The sequence below is a fragment of the Ezakiella sp. genome (assembly GCF_034180565.1).
Lineage (GTDB): Bacteria > Bacillota > Clostridia > Tissierellales > Peptoniphilaceae > Ezakiella.
Genome location: NZ_JAXFOB010000020.1, coordinates 12,826 through 30,460, shown reverse-complemented (window position 1 = coordinate 30,460; position 17,635 = coordinate 12,826). Strand labels below are relative to the sequence as shown.

Sequence of the window (17,635 nt, the reverse complement as noted above, 5' to 3'; positions counted from 1 at the left end):
TTTCGTCTATTCGCCGCCATAATTAACCGATAATGCTTTGTGCTAAAATGAAGTAAACTATTAGTGATGTGGCATCGGCAATTGTCGTGATTAAAGGCGAAGCCATAATCGCCGGGTCGAGTTTCAGTTTGTGTGCGGCAATCGGCAAAGCACCGCCGACAACCTTTGCCGTCATAACCGCAAAAATAAGCGTTATGCTTACTGTGAGCGCGATGTTGTTCGGCATTTTATCAAAATAAATAATTTTAAAATAGCTGATTATTGAAAGAACGATACCGACAACCATTGCAATTCTAAATTCCTTCCACATGACTTTGTACCAGTCTTTCGGCTTTATATCGCCCGTTGCAAGTCCGCGAATGACAAGTGTACTACTTTGGCTTCCGCTGTTACCGCCCGTGTCCATGAGCATCGGGATGAATGTTGAAAGCCCCGCAACGCTGTAAAGATACGATTCATAGCCTGCAATAATTCTTTGTGTGATGGTGCTTGAAATCATGAGAACCATAAGCCACATAATTCTGTGCTTTGCAAGACTCAAAACGCTTGTTTCCAAGTACTCGTCTTCCGACGGCGTGATAGCGGCCATGACTTGGAAGTCTTCGTTTGTTTCCGCTTCAATGATATCGATAATATCGTCGTATGTGATAATTCCGACTATACGCTTTTCGTTGTCTACGACCGGAATTGCTTCGAATCCATACTTTCTAAATAGATTTGCGACGTCTTCCTGGTCGTCGTGGGTGTGCACATAAACAACTTCGGAGCGCATAAGCTCGCTGATTTTTGTTTCAGCAGGTGCAACAATAAGTTCCCTCAAAGACAAAATCCCGATGAGTCTTCTGTAGTCGTCGGTGACATAAAGTGTATAAATAGTTTCTTTATCAATACCTTCGCGTTTAATCTTTCGGAAACTCTCTTCGATTGTCATTTCCTTTTTGAGGGAAACATATTCGATAGTCATAAGAGAGCCGGCTGAATTTTCCGGGTATTTTAAAAACTGATTAATCAAATTTCTTTCTTCAGGAGCGGAGTACTTTAAAAGAGAATTTACCACATTTGACGGCATTTCTTCCAACATATCGACCTTATCGTCGAAATAAAGTTCGTCCATAATCGCCTTTATTTCGGCATCCGTTGAAGATCGAATAATCGCCTGTTGCTGCTCGCTGTCAAAGTTTGCGAAAACATCCGCCGCAATGTCCTTCGGAAGCATTCTGAAGACTACCGTACCGGTCGTCGGATCTAGTTCGTCTATCAAAAACGCAACGTCGACTTCATTTAAATTTTCAATCAATGCCTTTGCTTCTTTGAGCTGCTTATTTTTTATTAATTCTTTAAACTGTTCTTCAAGTTCTTCGAGCTCAAGAAGTCTTTTATCTGCGTAATCCATCTCTATCCCTCCTTTTCAGATATACAGTAATTATAACATATGGAGCCTTTCTATTCAAGATAGAAATGTTACAAAACACACAAAATTGCGGTTAAAAAAATATTATTAAATTTTTGCAATAAAAAAAGCCGAGTCCTTCGGCTTAATTAAAATTTTTATTCCAAATCGTCTTCGTCTGCTTTTGCAAAAAGCGTGTCGTCAATTTCCTTTTTAAAAACATCCACATGTGTTTTTTCTTCGCTCATTTTTTTCTTGTGATATTCAAGTTCGATTCTCTTTCTTTGTTTCAAATAAGAGATTGCAATAATCACTAAAACTATAAGCGCAACAAAAAGGCACACTTTTAAAATTAAGTCTGCAATTTGAACACCTAATAAAAATTTTTGAAGTGATGCTGCTCTTTCCATATTTCTCCTCCTTTCAACTACTATCTATTTACCCGACTTGTCGCCGTATAAAACATCCCACTCATCTCGAAGTATCGAATACAGATTCATCGTCGCATATTCGCCCTTTACATAGAGATAGTCCCTGAGAGTCCCCTCTTTTTTCATTCCGATATGCTCCATGACTTTACCGGACGCGGGGTTCTTTAAGTCGTGCTTCGCCTGAACTCTGTGAACGCCATAATTTGTAAAAAGATGCCCGACAACTCCTATCGCCGCTTCGGTCATAATGCCCTTGCTCCAATACTCACGCGAAAGTGCATATCCGATTTCCGCTTTCAAAGCTTTGCCTTTCCCAAAAATTATGGCGTCGATTGTGCCGATCATTTTTTTGTTTTCCTTTAAAACAATTGCAAATGTAGGATAATTGTCCTCGCGCTCAACCATAGTTTTTAGAATGGCAAGAGTGTCCTCGATTTTCTCGTGCGCATCCCATCCCAGAAATCTCGTCATTTCCGGGTCTTTTGCATATTCTAACATATCCTTCGCGTCAAACATAGAAATCGGTCTTATTATTAGTCTTTCCGTTTCAATTTTTATATTATCCATAAATATTCTCCCTAAATCTTGCGAATTTCAGCGCGTGTTTTAAAACTCGAAATTCCGCTTCGTGAAATGGAATGATGTCGCCGTCGAAATTTCCGATGAGTTCACCTTCAAGCGAGCGTATTTTTCCCCTCGTCACCTCGAACATGTGAACCTTTTTTAGAGAAGTGTGTTTTCCCTTTTTATATTTGCTGATTAAAGACACGAGTTCAACAACGCTCATTTTGTCGACGAGCATTAGATTTAAAATGCCGTCCGAGACGTCCGCATGCGGCGCAGGATTAAAGCCGCCGCCGTAATATTTTCCGTTCGCAATATTTCCAAGAATATAATCGCCTTTTCCCTTTTTGATTTCTCCCGAAACCGTTTCGACTTCGTATTCTATTTTCGAGGAAATTTTTCCGAAAACAGTTTTAAGCGCCGCAAAAAGATACGAGCTCTCCATAATTTTCGGATATTTTTTTTGAATTTTTTTCGCTTCAACAAGAAGGTCCGCGTCAAACCCGAAAGACCAAACGTTGAGACAGATGTCCCCGCCGATTTCAATTAAATCGAGCACATCCGGCTCCAAATTGTGAATGTTTTTTAAAAGCTTAATCTTGTCGACCTCGCCCGAAACGCTTCTGTTAAAATCATTTCCCGTTCCGCAGGGAAGAAACGAAAAATAACTGTCGGTGCCGTAGACGCCCTTTGCAACTTCACGAAGTGTGCCGTCGCCGCCGCAAGCAACGATGACTGCTCCCGGATTTTTTTGCCCGAACTCACGTGCAAGCTCCGTCGTGTGGTTTTTGTATTCGGTTTTTACAATCTCGACGTCGAGATTCGGATTCACATACTCTCTTATCTCCTCCGCAGTCGGGAGATTTCTTCCGCCCGCCGCCTCTTTCGAAAGTATGAACAGAAATTTTTTAAAACTCATCTCTAATCTTCCTTATAACCGTCTTCATATCTTCGGGCATTTCCGAAAATATGTCAATCTTATTTCCATTTAAATCAAAAGTCCGCAGTCTGTAGCTGTGGAGCGCCTGCCTTGAGATCAGCGTTTTGTCGCCGCCGTAAAGCTCGTCTCCCAATAGCACTTTTTCCATCGTCCCCAAGTGCACACGAATTTGGTGCGTCCTTCCCGTTTTTATTTCCGCCTTCAAAATTTCGTAGCCGTTTTTAAAATAGAGCGGCGTGAAAATCGTCTTTGCGTCGAGTCCTTCCTCATTTTCTCCGACCGCTTTTCGCTTTATGCCGATTTCGTCGCGACCGATTCTCGTCGTGACCGTCGTTTTTTTCGTAAGCGGCGCATCGGATTTCGCAATCATAATATACTCTTTTTTTATCTTTCCCGCTTCGTGCAGTTTTTGATAATAGCCTTGCGCAATGTCGTGTTTTGCAATCATAATTATGCCCGATGTGTCCATGTCGAGTCGATTTATGAATCTGACCGGCTCGAAAATTTCCCTCTCGTTAAAAAGCGTCGAAACCATGTCCTTCAAATTCACTCCGAAATGATTTCTGGATTCATGCGTAAGAATCCCCGCCGGTTTATTCAAAAGAAAAATCATATCGTCTTCGTAGAGCACTTCCGGCGCTTCGGCGGGAAGACCGATTGGCGTGTAGCTCCCCGGAATTCTGAAACTTATTTTGCTCCCCTTCTTCACGGGGTCAATGTGCTTCACCCACTTGCCGTCAACGCGAATGAGGTCGCGGTAATAGTATCGTTTAAAGGTTCTGTGTGAAATATAAAGGCGCTTCAAAGCATCATTGAGCTTCTTAGCGTCTTCACTTGCCTCTATTTCAATGAATTGCTCATATTTATTCATCGACTTTGTCTCCAACATATTTCCCCGCTTTTAAAATCGAAAGCGTTCTGTCCTTCGACTCCGCGAGTTTCGCCTTGTCAGCTTCATTTATTCCGTCCAAGCTGCCGCTTAGTCCCTCATAGACCGGAACAATTTCATATTTGAGCGGAGTTTTCGTGCGCTTAACCCAGGTCGGATGATAAAAAACGTCGGCGGCATAAATTCTTTTGTCGTCGTACGGCTTTATATTCATTTCAAGAATCACGCCGTCCTCGCCATATGGTTGGTCCATATATTCGCGCCTTTGGTTCGAAAGAAAATTGCCGAGACTGAAAATATAATACATTCTATGTCCGTCTTTTTCGATGAAACCGTCAGGCTCAATCACGTGCGGATGGCTTCCGAGCACAATGTCGACTCCGTTTTCCGCAAAAAAGTTCAGCCACTTCTCCTGCATCTTGTCGTTGCCGTTTATGATATATTCCGTGCCCCAATGCACCATGACGATAATGCCGTTCGCATTTTCCTTCGCATAATTTATATCATGAAGCACTTTTTCTTCGTCGAGCACATTTATTAGATTTGTTTCGCCTTCGAGCCAACCGTCAAGGCCGTTTAAGCCGTATGTGTAATTTAAAAATGCAATCTTTCGACCCTCGACATCAAGTATGATCGGGTCATTTTTTTCGTCCGAAAAATATGTTCCTAGCGGTGTGATTTCGTTTTCCAAAACCGCCTCTTTTGTTCGCCTTATACCGTCTTTTTTGCCGTCGAGTGAGTGGTTGTTCGCAAGCGCCAAAATATCAAAACCGACGTCTTTAAGATTTTTTACGGCGATTTTCGGAGTTCTGAAAAGCGGATAGCCCATAAATCCCGATTCGGCAATTGTCGTTTCGAAATTCGCAATCGAAAGTCCGTCCTCAATCACTCCGCCTATATATTTAAAGCTGTCCAAAAAATCGTACGCACCGTCTTTTTTAGCCGCGTCGAGTTGCGGACTGTGAAACATAATGTCTCCCGCAACATAGAGTTTAAAGCCCCTGTTCTTTTTTTCGAGCTCCGTTTTTTTGCTAAAGTTGTACGCTTCATAAAATGAGCTGTACATCTTTTCATATCTCGAGCGAAGTGCCTCATCGCTCTTTTCTTCGACTTTCGCTTCAACCTTTGTATCCAAAATCTTTTCATCTGTTTTCTTGCAACCGAAAATAAAGAGTGAGATTACAATAAACAGCAATATTAAATTTCTATTTCTCATCCGAAATCTCTCCTTCCTCATTCTTTTCGTTGTAGTCGCCCCTCAGTGCTGTAATTGAGAGGGCGCTGAAACCGATGCCGATTAAAATGTCTCCGATTGAAACAACTTTCGGAAACGGATACGGCTTCATAAGCGGGATCGTGTCTCCCAAAACATATAAAACCGTGTGCTCGTCCATCAGCGAGTGATACAGATTGTAGCCCGCTTTTGTGAGCACGTAGTCGTTTTGAGATGCGATTTTTCCGTAATAGTACGGGTCAATCGGCATTCGAAAATCGTTTAAATACATCACGAGAAGATTTAAACTCACACCTGCAATCAAAAAGAGCATTCCCGTGTATTTGTGATTTTTTATCATATAAGGATAGAAAAATACAAAACTCAACATGTGCAAAATTCGAATCTGCACAGGCGATGCGCCGGTTTTCGCCGCAACAAATAAACCGACATTAATCACGACAAATACAAGTGGAAATGTAATGTATTTCTTCGGAAAAAATTCAGTATTTGAAAAATTGTATTTTTTTATCATTGAAAAAATCAATACAAACAAAATGCTCTCAGCTATCAATTGTTATTCTCCAAGTCTTTTTATAATATTTCTTGCAACGATTTTGCCCGATTCCATCGCGCGTATAACAGTCGCCGCGCCGCTCACAACGTCGCCTCCCGCATACACTCTGTCCCTCGACGTTTCGAAATATTCGTCGATTTCGACGAGTCCGTTTGCGGTTTTTATGCCTTCTTTATCGAAGTTCATGAGCTTGTTCGGCTCTGTTCCGATTGCAAAAATTATAATGTCAAATTTTCTTTTTATCTCTTCGCCGTTTACCATAAATGTTATTTCATCTTCATTCACGGCGACTGGATTGTAATTTGTGTTTATAACGACGCCCTCTTCTTTCGCGTGCTCTATTTCTTCGATTCTTGCGGAGAGTTTTTCTTCGCCTCTTCTATAGAATATTTCCGAAGATTTATAGAGCCTTTTTGCGGATCTCGCAGCATCCATCGCAACATTACCGCCGCCGATAACTGCGACAGTTTCGCCCTTCGGAAGCGGAGTTTTATATCCGTCAAGATTTGCCTGGCACAGATTTATTCTTGTCAAAAATTCATTCGCGGTAAAGACATTGTTCGAGTCCGTTCCGGGAATTTCCGGAAGTCTCGGAAGGCCTGCGCCGTTTCCCAAAAATACAAAGTCGTGCTTTTTTAAAAGTTCGTCAATCGAGATGCTTTTTCCGACAATTGTCCCAAGTTTTATTTCAAGTCCTTGGGCTTTCAGTTTTTCGATTTCATAGCCGATGACCTCACGCGGAAGTCTGAAAGACGGAATACCGTATGTCAAAACTCCGCCCACTTTGTCGAACGCTTCATATATGACCGGTTTTATACCCGCCTTTAAAAGGTCGTAAGAAAGACTCATCGCCGACGGACCGCTTCCCACGATTCCGACGGAGTGCTCGAACTTTTTCTCGGAATTTTTTCTCGAATTTTCATTTTGTTTTCGCATAAAATCTCCGACATATCTCTCGAGCTTTCCGATATTGACCGGCTTTCCAACTTTTTCAAGCACGCAAACGGATTCGCACTGCGTCTCTTGCGGACAAACCCTTCCGGTAATTCCCGGAAAAGCGTGCGAGTTGTCGATGATTTCCTTCGCGCCTTTTATATTTCCGCCTCTTATCGCCATGATAAATTTCGGAATGTCGATTTCAACCGGACAACCCGAAATGCAAGTCGGATTTTTACAATTCAAACATCTTTCCGCTTCGAGAACCGCTTCTTCTTCGGTAAAACCGAGACTCACTTCTTCGAAGTCCTTATTTCTTTCGGCGCTGTCCCTTTGCATAGGTGAAATTCTGTCCCTCTTTGTCGGGCGAAGAGCTCGCTCATCATTTAAAAATTTTTTTCTATCTTCCATCATCGTCTAAGTCTCCTCAAAGCTTCGTCAAAATCGACATCTTTTCCGAAAAATTCCGGACCGTCGACACATGCATATTTCGTTTCGCCGCCCACTTTGCATCTGCAGCAACCGCACATCCCGGTTCCGTCAAGCATAATCGGATTTAAACTTACGACAGACGTGATGCCGAGCGCTTCCGCTTTTATAACCGCAAACTTCATCATTATCATCGGTCCGATTGCAACCGCTCTTGTGAATTTCATCCCCTTGTCCACAAGGTCTTGAAGCGCATCCGTCACAAGACCGTGAAATCCTCGGCTTCCGTCATCCGTCGCAATATGTACATCAGCGACACTTCTAAGCTTTTCTTCGTAGAGAATTAAACTTTCGTTTCTGGCAGCCAAAATAACCGTTGGAGTAAAACCTTTTTCATGCAAAAACTTCGCCTGTGGATAAACCGGCGCCGCTCCAACTCCGCCCGCCAAAAATACAACTTTCTCATTTGAAAGTTCCGCGTCTGTCATATCACACAAATCGCTCGGATTTCCAAGAGGTCCGCACACGTGATAATATTCTTCGCCAACATTTTTTTCGACGATTGCACCGGAGCTTTCTCCCACTTTCATAATTACAAATGTGACCGTCTTTTTTTCAGCGTCCCAATCGGAAATCGAAAGCGCAACTCTTTCCGCTTCCGGAGTTGCCTGAAGCATGAAAAATTGCCCCGGCTTTGCGTTTTCGCTTACATTCGGCGCATCAATCATTATTTCGTATATATCGTCTGACAATTTCTTTTTATTTAAAATCGCTACCATAATTCCCTCTAATCTATCAAATTTGATTATTTTTCATAATCGCAACCGCCATGTCCAAAAGCTCACTTTTTTTGTGTGCGTTTGAAACGTAACAGTCCTTCGCCTTGTTTTCGCAAATGAGGCATCTTCTTTCCGGGCTACCGATATCACGCCTTGAAATCGGCTTTCCCTCAAAATATATGTCTATGTCAATAAGACCCGTCTTTTCGATTTCGACGGTCTTTCCCTTTAATTCCTCTAGCTCTTTTTTACTTTTACAAATCGGAAAAATTGCATAATAGCCGAATTTCGAAAAAATTTTTTCCTTCGCTTCGAGATTTAAAAAACTTCTTAGCTTTTCATACTCGCTTTCGAAAAATTTTCGAAAAAATTTCATGTCCTTTTCGATTCCCGGAACAACTAAACTTAAAACCACAACACTTCGGTTATTTATTTTTTCAAACATCCGGTCGTTGTGAGAAAGTTTTTCATCCCTATAATTTTCACGTCGCTCTTTTTCGAAGTTCAAAACTTTTTCGATAAAAATCGAGTTTATCAAAATGTCCGCAGCACCACCCGGAGAAATGTTTTTTTCGATTGCAAATTTCGAAATCTCCTCTAAATCGCCGGAACTTATTGCTTGAGCTGCAAGCTTTTTAAATTCTTCGGCGTTTTTTTCTCCGCCACGCCTTATAACATTTGTGTCCGTAACATTATAAATCAAATATAAAAGTCTCTTCGTTAAATCGAAATCCAAATAATTAAACGAGTTTTCATATCCCGAAATCACTTCCGCTCTCGCTCCGAAATTCCCCTCTTTTAAAAGCACGGCAAATTCGTCGCTCTCGAGTTCCTTTTTTATGAGCTCGTGAAAATTGTCCGAGTCAATTTCGAGACATTTTCTCTTTATGCGCCCAACCAGAAACACAAGAATTCCAAGCGAAAAAATTGAGCCGAGATGCGTATTTACGCCCGAAGTGTTTTTATACATTTTCTTTTCGAAAAGCATTCCCAATTTTCGTAAAGAATTAAAACTTTCGCCCAAAAAACCGTATGAAAAAGCTTCGGAATAGTATCCCACGAGAGATTCTATTCCGGCTTTCATTATTTCATAGTCCATATCCGCGTGACTGCCTTTCGAAGTCGGAGTCACAAGCCCCGGCTTCGGATCGAGATTTAATTCCTCAAAACTTGCGTCAATCGCAAAATTTTCTATAATCTTTTCAATCATAACTACGATTTTTTGCTTTCCTTTTTGTGGTCGATGCCCATTCTCTTTTCCGCATCAGCGCGAAGGGAGCGAATGACTTTTTTCTCGATTCTTGAAACAGTCATTTGGCTGATTCCGAGCTCTTCCGCAATTGCAATTTGAGTTTTTCTGTTGATATATCTTTCAATCAAAATTGTTCTTTCAATCTTCGGAAGTTTTTTGAGCTCGCGAACGAGATAGTCAAGATTTTCAACTCTTTCATAAGTCGGGTCGTCGTCGCCTATTATGTCCGAAATTTGAAGGTCGTTTCCGTCGTCCGAAGAATCAATCGTGGAGTCAATGCTCCCCGGTTGATAAACTTTCGACGCTTCCATCGCTTCGATGACTTGGTCGTAGCTCACGTCCAAATAGTCGGCGATGTCTTCCGCCGTCGGAATTCTTCCGAGTTCGCCGGCGAGTACATTTTTTGCAACGCTGATTTTTTTCGAGAGCTCCTGGATGCGGCGCGGCACTTTTATAGTCCAGCCCTTGTCCCTGAAGTGTCTCTTTATCTCTCCTATAATCGTCGGAGTGGCATAGCTTGAAAAAACATAACCCTTTGACGGGTCGAAGCGGTCGACCGCAAGAATGAGTCCGACACTTGCGACTTGAAAAATGTCCTCGTAATCGATTCCCCTGCCAGTGTATTTCTTTGCAAGAATTTCGGCAAGATACATATGTTCCTCGATGAGTTCATCTCTGAGCGCCTTGTCCTTTGTCTTTTGGTATTCGATAAATTTTTCTTTTATCTCTTCCTGCTTTTTTCTTTTCTTCTCATTCTTTTTATCAATTTTTTCATCGCTTGATTCTGAAAGAGTTGTATCCTTCACATCTTCATTTTTTTCGCTTGTTTTTTTTGAAGATTTTTTTTCATTTTGCTTGATGGTTTCGGACTTATCGACATCTATTTTATTTTTCTTATCAGTCTTTTTTTCTTCCGCCATCTAAGCCTCCTTTATAAATTTAACTACCGTCTCCACATCGTCCGTTGTAAGTTCTTCGCTCAAAGCTTCCATAATCTTCAAGCTCAAATCGTCCCTATCGTCGAAAGTAACATTTGCGCGAAGGGAAAGTTCCCCGTTCCCAAGTTCAAATTTAAAATCGACCGTTTCCTGTTCATCTTTAACCGACATAACGAGCATTTCACTTATGACAAGTTTCATCGCTTCGAGTTCTTCGACGTCGAATCCGGCAACTGTGCCGAGCCCGGAGAAAAAGAGTCTGAGACTCATAACAAACTCCGGTTCCGCCGGTACACTGAGACAAATTTCTTTTCCTTGATTAATCATTGATTCCAAACACCTTATCCAATTCTGTAATTTCAAAAACCTTCTTGATTCTGTCAGTTGCATTCTTTACAAGAATCATATTTCCGTCTTCTTCAAGCTCCTTGAGCATTGAAATAAGAATGCCGAGCCCGGTTGAGTCCATAAATGTGACCCCACCGAAATCGAGAATCAAATCGGATTTACCGTCATAATCTTCCATGATTTTGCTTTCTACATTGCCGGCGTGGAAAATATCAAATTCCCCGCTCAGATAAAATATGCCGTCCTTTTTTAAAACTTCCATTTTATTCCTCCGTTTCATCGGTTTGAATTGCAGAAACAATCTTTTCTTCGCCGATGTCCATAAGTTTTACACCGATTGTCGCACGAGAAGACTTTGCGATTTCCTTTGCGGAAATTCTTATAATGACACCGCTCGATGAAATCAATAGTAAATCTTTTTCATCATAAACCACAAGTGCCGTCACAAGTGCGCCGGTCTTTTCGTTTATTCTGTGGGTCAAAATTCCCTTGCCGCCCCTTGATTGAGTTGTGTACTCTTCCTCTGAGGTCATTTTGCCGTAGCCTTTTTCGGTGATTGTGAGAAGCTTTGCACCCTTTCCTACAACTTGCGACGAAACGACACTGTCGCCGTCTTCAAGCGTAATAAGTTTAACTCCTCTTGTGGATCTGCCCGTCGGGCGCACGTCCTTGCCGTTAATTCTTATCGCCTTTCCTTTTCTCGTTGTGGAAATGATTTCGTCTTCTTCATTTGTCAAATAAACGCTTATCAAATCGTCGTCTTCATCGAGATTTATCGCGATGAGTCCGCTTTGTCTTATGTTTTCGTATTGCGCGAGTTCAGTCTTCTTTATAATTCCGTTCTTTGTGACAAATGTCATAAATTCTCTTTCTTCATTTTTCTTTATCGGAATTATTTGCGTGATTTTTTCGCCGCCCGAAATTTGAAGAAGATTTACAATTGCAGTGCCCTTTGCAGTTCTGCCGCTTTCCGGAATTTCGTATGCACGAAGACTGTAAACCTTGCCGAGATTTGTGAAGAAATAAACCTCGTCGTGGGTTGTGAGAGTGTATAAATCGTCAACAACATCTTCGACATTTGTCGTGAGTCCCTTGACGCCTTTGCCGCCCCTCTTTTGAGCCTTGTAAGTGTTTTCGTTCACTCTCTTTATATATCCTCTGTCGGTTATTGTAATTACAACCGATTCGTCGGCGATAAGATTTAGAACGTCGATTTCGCCTTCGTTAAGAACGATGTCGGTTCTTCTTTCGTCGCCGTATTTTTCTTTAATTTCATTTAATTCATCTTTGATGATTCCCAAAAGAATTCTTTCCGAAGATAAAATTTCATTGAATCTGTTGATTCTCTTGATTAAATCTTCATATTCCGCCGTGAGCTTGTCCTTTTCAAGACCCGTCAAACGACGAAGTTGCATTGAAAGAATTGCATTTGCTTGAATTTCAGTAAATTCAAACTTGCTCATAAGACCGCTTCTCGCTTCAGCGTCATCCTTTGAAGCTCTGATGAGTTTAATAATTTCATCGATATAATCGAGCGCTTTCAAAAGACCTTCGACGATGTGTGCTCGTGCTTCCGCTTTTTTGAGGTCGAATATGGTTCTTCTTGTGACGATTTCCTTTTGATGTTCCAAATAATAGTACATCAATTCTTTTAAAGTGAGCGTTTTCGGCTCGCCGTCTACAAGCGCAAGATTTATAACGCCGAATGTGGTTTGCATTTGCGTTCTCTTGTAAAGAAGATTTAATGTGACTTTCGGATTTGCATCTTTTCTGAGTTCGATGACAATTCTCATGCCTTGTCTGTCGGACTCGTCTCTGATATCCGTGATGCCGTCAATTTCTTTATTTCTTACAAGTTCAGCAATCTTTTGAATGAGTTTCGACTTGTTTACTTGATAAGGAATTTCCTTGACGACAATTCTGTTTCTTCCCCTCGAAGTGGTTTCGATTTCCGCTTTTGCACGAAGTGTGATGAGCCCTCTTCCTGTTGAATAAGCGTCCTTTATGCCGCCTTTTCCCATAATTGTCGCACCCGTCGGAAAATCCGGTCCCTTTATAAATTGCATCAAATCTTCAAGTGTACAGTCCGGATTGTCGATCATATAATCGAGTCCGTCAATCACTTCCGAAAGATTGTGCGGCGGAAGGTTTGTCGCCATACCGACCGCAATACCCGAAGAGCCGTTTACCAAAAGATTCGGGAAACGCGAAGGAAGCACGTCAGGTTCTTTCAAACTTTCATCGAAGTTCGGACTGAAATCGACAGTTTCCTTTTCAATATCCCTTATCATTTCATGCGTGAGTTTTGTCATACGCACTTCCGTATAACGCATTGCAGCAGCGCCGTCGCCGTCTACGGAGCCGAAGTTTCCGTGACCGTCAACAAGCAAATATCTCGTATTAAAATCCTGTGCAAGACGAACCATTGCATCATAGACCGCTGTATCTGAGTGAGGATGGTACTTACCGAGTACATCCCCGACAACTCTCGCACTCTTTCTGTACGGCTTGTCATTTGTGACACCGAGTTCTTCCATAGAGTACAAAATACGTCTGTGAACAGGTTTCAAGCCATCTCGAACATCAGGCAGTGCCCTTGCGACAATAACACTCATCGCATATTCGAGATAACTCTTTTTCATCTCCTTTTCAACTTTTACATCAATAACATTCTTCATATCTATCTCCTAAACGTCCAAATTGCTTACATATCTGGCGTTTTCTTCTATAAATTCGCGTCTAGGTTGAACTTTGTCCCCCATCAGCATAGAAAAAACTTCGTCGCTGTATCCCATATCTTCAATATTTGCTCTCAAAAGAACTCTCTTTTCAGGGTCCATTGTGGTGTCCCAAAGTTGGTCGAAGTTCATTTCCCCCAAACCTTTGTAGCGTTGGAGAGTAATTCCTTCACGTCCGATTTCATCCAAATATTCATCGAGCTCTTTGTCCGAGTAACAATATTTTTCGTTTCTTCCTTTTGTAACCTTATATAGCGGCGGTTGTGCAATATAAACGTGTCCACCGGTTATAAGTTCAGGCATATATCTGAAGAAGAATGTGAGAAGAAGAGTTCTGATGTGCGCACCGTCGACATCAGCATCCGTCATGATGATGATTTTTCCATATCTCAACTTTTCAATGTCGAAGTCTTCACCGATACCCGTTCCGAAAGCGGTGATCATGGATTTAATTTCCTGATATCCCAAAACTTTGTCAAGTCTCGCCTTTTCAACGTTCATGATTTTTCCCCTGAGCGGCAAAATCGCTTGATAGTGTTTGTCCCTACCTTGCTTTGCACTACCGCCTGCGGAGTCCCCTTCGACTATGAAGATTTCCGTTATGCTGTTGTCATTCGATTGACATTCGGCAAGTTTTCCCGGAAGAGCAGTCGACTCGAGAATCGACCTGTTTCTTGAAACTTCTCTCGCCTTTCTTGCGGCTTCTCTCGCCCTTTGGCTCTTTACCGCTTTGTCCAAAATGAGTTTTGCAACTCTTGGATTTTCTTCGAAATATTGCGCGAGCTTTTCTCCGACAACTGCATTCACAATTCCGGATGTTTCGCTGTTTCCGAGTTTCGCCTTTGTTTGTCCTTCAAATTGCGGTTGCGGAAGTTTTACACTTATAACTCCGGTCAAACCTTCTCTCGCATCGTCTCCGGAAAGATTCGGCTCATTGTCCTTTAAAATTTTATTTTTTCTGCCGTAATCATTTACGATTCTCGTAAGCGCAGTTCTGAAACCCGAAAGGTGCGTTCCGCCTTCAGGAGTGTGGATATTATTTGCGAAAGAAATAATATTTTCGCTGTATCCGTCGGTGTATTGAAGCGCAATTTCAACTTCCTGACCGTCTTTTTCTTCGTCAATATAAATTATATCTTCGACAATCGGGTTCTTTGATTTGTTTAAATACTTGACCATTTCAATAATTCCGCCGTCGTATTTAAAAACCTTTTCCCTTTCCTTGTCGCCGCGCTCATCTCTTAAAACAAGTTTAACTCCCTTGTTTAAAAATGCCATTTCTCTCATTCTGTCTTCAAGAGTGTCGAAGTCGAATTCTACCGTGTCGAAAATATCCTTGTCCGGTAAAAACTGAATTGTAGTTCCCGTTTCTTCGGTATCTCCTAAAATTTCAAGTTCACTTATCGCCTTGCCCCTTGCAAAACGTTGTTCATGAATTTTGCCGTGACGTTTAACAGTCGCAATGAGCCATTCACTCAAAGCGTTTACAACACTGACCCCGACTCCGTGAAGTCCGCCGGAAACTTTGTATGCGTCGTTGTTAAATTTTCCTCCCGCATGCAAAATTGTAAGAACCGTTTCAACCGTGCTCTTTCCGGTTTTCGGGTGAATTTCCGTAGGTATACCGCTACCGTCGTCAACGACTGTAACTGAACCGTCTTTATTTAAAGTAACCTTTATTTCGTCACATCTTCCTGCGAGCGCTTCATCGATTGAGTTGTCGACAACTTCATAAACCAAATGATGAAGACCTCTTTCAGAAGTGGAACCAATATACATGCCCGGTCTTAAACGTACCGGTTCAAGACCTTCCAGAACCTGGATGGATTCCGCTTTATATTCACTATTCGCCATAAATTTTAACCAATTACCTTTCCTTTTTCTATTAAAATAACATTATCCGATTCGACTTCCTTTGTTGAAGTCACAAAAGCGCGATAATCTCTTATTTTTTCCGCCACGCTTTTATCCCTTTTAAAATCAAACTCATACAACAAATCGTCCAAAAGAAGAATCGTCTCCTTTTTTGAAAGCTTGTTGTATAAATCTAAACTTGCGAGCTTCAGAGCAATCACAACTGCTCTTTTTTGTCCGCGACTTGCCGTATATTTTGCATATTTTCCGTTGAAATCTATCAAGATGTCGTCCTTTGAAACGCCCCAAGTGGTGACATGGCGTCTCAAATCTTCATTTTTTACACTCTCTCTAAATTTCATCGGCTCATTTATATCCCAAGAATTTTCCACATTCAAATTCAAATCCCACGAATTTTCAATTTCATAAAGATGAACCTTTGCGCGTTTTAAAATGAGTTCGATGTATTTCTTTCTCGTCTCGTCAATCTTTTTGTTTAAATCCACGAAAACTTCATCCTGTGCATCCAAAAATTTAAACGGGTTTGAATAAGTTTTGAGATAATTATTTCGAAATTTCAAAACTTTATAATAATCGCGCAAGTTTTTCTCGTACTCCGCACTTACCGTTGAAATAATTTCATCAAAAAATCTTCTTCTGATTTCCGGGCTGCCGTCAATTAAAAGCGTGTCATACGGGAGAAATTGAACTATGTTGTGGGTTCTGAAAGTTGAAATTCTGCCAACCGGCTTGTTGTTCATCTCCCTTTTGAACCCGGATTCTTCTACATATAAAACTTTTCTTAAATCCCGTATACCTTCCTTAAACTCCGCCATGACTCCGCCTTTTTCAGCGCTGTGCATAAGCACCTCGCTTGCGGGATCGCCGAAACCCTTGCCTGAATAAATAAAACTGAGAGCCTCGAGAAAATTCGTCTTTCCGACTCCGTTTTTTCCAAGAATTAAATTGAGTCCGCCAGAAAGTTTTGCCTTTTCATAGTGAAAATTCCTGAAATTATATAACACAAGCTCTTTAATTTCCATCTGTTACAACTTTAAGAATCTCTCCGTTAAACTCGACAATGTCGCCGTTTTTAAGTTTCTTTCTTATAACATTTGTCACTTCGCCGTTTAAAGTGACCTCTCCTTCCAAAATGGCATATTTCGCCTCACCGCCCGATGAAACGAGATTTGCCAGCTTCAAAAGATTCTTAAGCTCCGTGTTTTCTTTTACTTTTATATCCATTATTGCAACCTCACCGGAAGCACTATATAAGTAAAGACAACGTCTTTCACTCCATAAATCGTCGCCGCATTCGTGCTTTCCGTAAACAGCAATTTGATTTTGTCGTCTTCGAAAATATTGATTCCGTCACGAAGATATCTTGGATTAAACGCAATCAAAAGATCGTCTCCCGTCTTTTCGATTTCGATATCGTCGTTTGTTTCACCGATTGAGCCCTTGCTCATGAGATTCATATTGCCGTCGGTGATTGTGAGCCTAACCATATTTATATTTCCCCTTGCGATGATCATCGCTCTATCCAAAGCGTCCGAAAATGCCTTTCTGTCGATTGTGACTTCGGTCTTTCCTTCGGTTAAAATGAGCGGTTTGAAATCGAAAAATTCGCCTTCAAAAAGCCTTGTGTAAATGTCGGTTCTTCCGAAAGTTATCATCGCATGGCTTTCACTCGTTCTTATGAGAACATCATCGCCGTCGGTTATGAGCTTTTCAACGTCATACAAAGTTGACGACGGAACGATAAAGTGAATATCGGTGTTGTCGTCCGTCTTTTTTCTCGTAAGACTTATTCTGTAGCCGTCAAGAGCGGTCGCAGTCAAAAATCCGTCCTTCGACTCAAACTTTATTCCCGTATAAATCAATCTGTTTTCGTCAAGAGACACTGAAACTTTCGACTTTTGAATAAGTTCTACAAAATCTTCTCCCTTGACTTTTAAAGAGCCCTCTTCTGCAAGAGTCGGAAACGGTGGGAAATCCTTCGACTCAAGAGCCGCAAATTTCAAAACGCTTCTGCCGCTTTTAACTTCGCAAATATTTTCGTCAATTGTGACGTCGCAGTATTCGCCTTGCATCTTTCGTGCGATTTCGGAAATTAAATTCGAATTCAAAACGAAAATTCCATCCTCATATACCTCGCATGGAAGCACGGTTCTTATGGAAATTCTCAAATCCGTTGCATAAAGTGTCAAAATCTTGTCTTTCGCCTCAAATAAAATACCCTCCAAAACATTTGAGCCGGCGGCTTTTGAAACACCTCTGGTTGCAATTCTTATGGATTCAACCAAATCGCTTGTTTTTACCTTAAATTTCATAATTGTCACCTCGATTTAAAAATT

Annotated in this window: 18 protein-coding genes; all 18 read right to left on the bottom strand. The window is 41.4% G+C overall.

The window, feature by feature from the left end; genetic code table 11:
* Positions 1-22: 22 nt before the first annotated feature.
* A complete protein-coding gene (gene mgtE / locus SPI61_RS04155; RefSeq protein WP_321136859.1) occupies positions 23-1,393 on the bottom strand; it encodes a magnesium transporter in 1,371 nt (456 codons plus the stop codon).
* 155 nt (positions 1,394-1,548) lie between these two features.
* Positions 1,549-1,800, bottom strand: coding sequence for a hypothetical protein (locus tag SPI61_RS04150; RefSeq protein WP_321136858.1), 252 nt, complete (start codon positions 1,798-1,800; stop codon positions 1,549-1,551).
* Between the two features lie 24 nt (positions 1,801-1,824).
* Complete coding sequence (locus SPI61_RS04145) at positions 1,825-2,388, bottom strand: GNAT family protein (protein WP_321136857.1); 564 nt, start codon at positions 2,386-2,388, stop codon at positions 1,825-1,827.
* Positions 2,381-3,304, bottom strand: coding sequence for a diacylglycerol/lipid kinase family protein (locus SPI61_RS04140; protein WP_321136856.1), 924 nt, complete (start codon positions 3,302-3,304; stop codon positions 2,381-2,383). Before SPI61_RS04140 ends, SPI61_RS04145 begins: the two co-directional genes overlap by 8 nt.
* On the bottom strand, positions 3,294-4,214 hold the full coding sequence (locus SPI61_RS04135; RefSeq protein WP_321136855.1) for an RluA family pseudouridine synthase: 921 nt from the start codon (positions 4,212-4,214) through the stop codon (positions 3,294-3,296). Before SPI61_RS04135 ends, SPI61_RS04140 begins: the two co-directional genes overlap by 11 nt.
* Positions 4,189-5,430: a CapA family protein gene (locus SPI61_RS04130; protein ID WP_321136854.1), complete on the bottom strand. Its 1,242-nt coding sequence runs from the start codon at positions 5,428-5,430 to the stop codon at positions 4,189-4,191. Before SPI61_RS04130 ends, SPI61_RS04135 begins: the two co-directional genes overlap by 26 nt.
* On the bottom strand, positions 5,420-5,962 hold the full coding sequence (locus tag SPI61_RS04125) for a DUF5317 domain-containing protein (RefSeq protein ID WP_321136853.1): 543 nt from the start codon (positions 5,960-5,962) through the stop codon (positions 5,420-5,422). Before SPI61_RS04125 ends, SPI61_RS04130 begins: the two co-directional genes overlap by 11 nt.
* A 42-nt stretch (positions 5,963-6,004) precedes the next feature.
* Positions 6,005-7,354 carry an NAD(P)-dependent oxidoreductase gene (locus SPI61_RS04120; RefSeq protein ID WP_321136852.1) on the bottom strand — a complete coding sequence of 450 codons (1,350 nt, stop codon included), beginning with the start codon at positions 7,352-7,354 and terminating at the stop codon, positions 6,005-6,007.
* Positions 7,351-8,148, bottom strand: coding sequence for a sulfide/dihydroorotate dehydrogenase-like FAD/NAD-binding protein (locus tag SPI61_RS04115; protein ID WP_321136851.1), 798 nt, complete (start codon positions 8,146-8,148; stop codon positions 7,351-7,353). Before SPI61_RS04115 ends, SPI61_RS04120 begins: the two co-directional genes overlap by 4 nt.
* A gap of 16 nt (positions 8,149-8,164) precedes the next feature.
* Positions 8,165-9,358 (bottom strand): triphosphoribosyl-dephospho-CoA synthase, encoded by a 1,194-nt coding sequence (locus SPI61_RS04110; protein WP_321136850.1) that lies wholly within the window; start codon positions 9,356-9,358, stop codon positions 8,165-8,167.
* Positions 9,359-9,360: 2 nt separating this feature from the next.
* Positions 9,361-10,320, bottom strand: coding sequence for a SigB/SigF/SigG family RNA polymerase sigma factor (locus SPI61_RS04105; protein ID WP_321136849.1), 960 nt, complete (start codon positions 10,318-10,320; stop codon positions 9,361-9,363).
* Entirely contained in the window at positions 10,321-10,665 is a 345-nt protein-coding gene (locus SPI61_RS04100; protein ID WP_321136848.1) for a hypothetical protein, read from the bottom strand.
* Positions 10,658-10,948 (bottom strand): STAS domain-containing protein, encoded by a 291-nt coding sequence (locus SPI61_RS04095; protein WP_321136847.1) that lies wholly within the window; start codon positions 10,946-10,948, stop codon positions 10,658-10,660. The genes SPI61_RS04100 and SPI61_RS04095 overlap by 8 nt, the downstream gene beginning before the upstream one ends.
* A gap of 1 nt (position 10,949) precedes the next feature.
* Positions 10,950-13,364, bottom strand: a complete 2,415-nt coding sequence (gyrA, locus tag SPI61_RS04090) for a DNA gyrase subunit A (protein WP_321136846.1) — start codon at positions 13,362-13,364, stop codon at positions 10,950-10,952.
* Positions 13,365-13,373: 9 nt separating this feature from the next.
* Positions 13,374-15,278, bottom strand: coding sequence for a DNA topoisomerase (ATP-hydrolyzing) subunit B (gyrB, locus tag SPI61_RS04085; RefSeq protein WP_321136845.1), 1,905 nt, complete (start codon positions 15,276-15,278; stop codon positions 13,374-13,376).
* Positions 15,279-15,283: 5 nt separating this feature from the next.
* Positions 15,284-16,321, bottom strand: a complete 1,038-nt coding sequence (gene recF / locus SPI61_RS04080) for a DNA replication/repair protein RecF (RefSeq protein WP_321136844.1) — start codon at positions 16,319-16,321, stop codon at positions 15,284-15,286.
* Positions 16,311-16,523, bottom strand: a complete 213-nt coding sequence (locus SPI61_RS04075) for an RNA-binding S4 domain-containing protein (protein WP_321136843.1) — start codon at positions 16,521-16,523, stop codon at positions 16,311-16,313. Before SPI61_RS04075 ends, recF begins: the two co-directional genes overlap by 11 nt.
* Positions 16,523-17,611: a DNA polymerase III subunit beta gene (dnaN, locus tag SPI61_RS04070; RefSeq protein ID WP_321136842.1), complete on the bottom strand. Its 1,089-nt coding sequence runs from the start codon at positions 17,609-17,611 to the stop codon at positions 16,523-16,525. Before dnaN ends, SPI61_RS04075 begins: the two co-directional genes overlap by 1 nt.
* Positions 17,612-17,635: the final 24 nt, after the last annotated feature.

Bases quoted from the DNA above. Each gene is read 5' to 3' on its own strand.
- gyrA (WP_321136846.1), bottom strand. From the start codon at position 13,364: ATGAAGAATGTTATTGATGTAAAAGTTGAAAAGGAGATGAAAAAGAGT.
- SPI61_RS04120 (WP_321136852.1), bottom strand. From the start codon at position 7,354: ATGATGGAAGATAGAAAAAAATTTTTAAATGATGAGCGAGCTCTTCGC.
- SPI61_RS04130 (WP_321136854.1), bottom strand. From the start codon at position 5,430: ATGAGAAATAGAAATTTAATATTGCTGTTTATTGTAATCTCACTCTTT.
- SPI61_RS04140 (WP_321136856.1), bottom strand. From the start codon at position 3,304: ATGAGTTTTAAAAAATTTCTGTTCATACTTTCGAAAGAGGCGGCGGGC.
- SPI61_RS04075 (WP_321136843.1), bottom strand. From the start codon at position 16,523: ATGGATATAAAAGTAAAAGAAAACACGGAGCTTAAGAATCTTTTGAAG.
- dnaN (WP_321136842.1), bottom strand. From the start codon at position 17,611: ATGAAATTTAAGGTAAAAACAAGCGATTTGGTTGAATCCATAAGAATT.
- SPI61_RS04095 (WP_321136847.1), bottom strand. From the start codon at position 10,948: ATGGAAGTTTTAAAAAAGGACGGCATATTTTATCTGAGCGGGGAATTT.
- SPI61_RS04105 (WP_321136849.1), bottom strand. From the start codon at position 10,320: ATGGCGGAAGAAAAAAAGACTGATAAGAAAAATAAAATAGATGTCGAT.
- SPI61_RS04115 (WP_321136851.1), bottom strand. From the start codon at position 8,148: ATGGTAGCGATTTTAAATAAAAAGAAATTGTCAGACGATATATACGAA.
- SPI61_RS04125 (WP_321136853.1), bottom strand. From the start codon at position 5,962: ATGATAAAAAAATACAATTTTTCAAATACTGAATTTTTTCCGAAGAAA.
- gyrB (WP_321136845.1), bottom strand. From the start codon at position 15,278: ATGGCGAATAGTGAATATAAAGCGGAATCCATCCAGGTTCTGGAAGGT.
- recF (WP_321136844.1), bottom strand. From the start codon at position 16,321: ATGGAAATTAAAGAGCTTGTGTTATATAATTTCAGGAATTTTCACTAT.
- SPI61_RS04150 (WP_321136858.1), bottom strand. From the start codon at position 1,800: ATGGAAAGAGCAGCATCACTTCAAAAATTTTTATTAGGTGTTCAAATT.
- SPI61_RS04100 (WP_321136848.1), bottom strand. From the start codon at position 10,665: ATGATTAATCAAGGAAAAGAAATTTGTCTCAGTGTACCGGCGGAACCG.
- SPI61_RS04135 (WP_321136855.1), bottom strand. From the start codon at position 4,214: ATGTTGGAGACAAAGTCGATGAATAAATATGAGCAATTCATTGAAATA.
- mgtE (WP_321136859.1), bottom strand. From the start codon at position 1,393: ATGGATTACGCAGATAAAAGACTTCTTGAGCTCGAAGAACTTGAAGAA.
- SPI61_RS04145 (WP_321136857.1), bottom strand. From the start codon at position 2,388: ATGGATAATATAAAAATTGAAACGGAAAGACTAATAATAAGACCGATT.
- SPI61_RS04110 (WP_321136850.1), bottom strand. From the start codon at position 9,358: ATGATTGAAAAGATTATAGAAAATTTTGCGATTGACGCAAGTTTTGAG.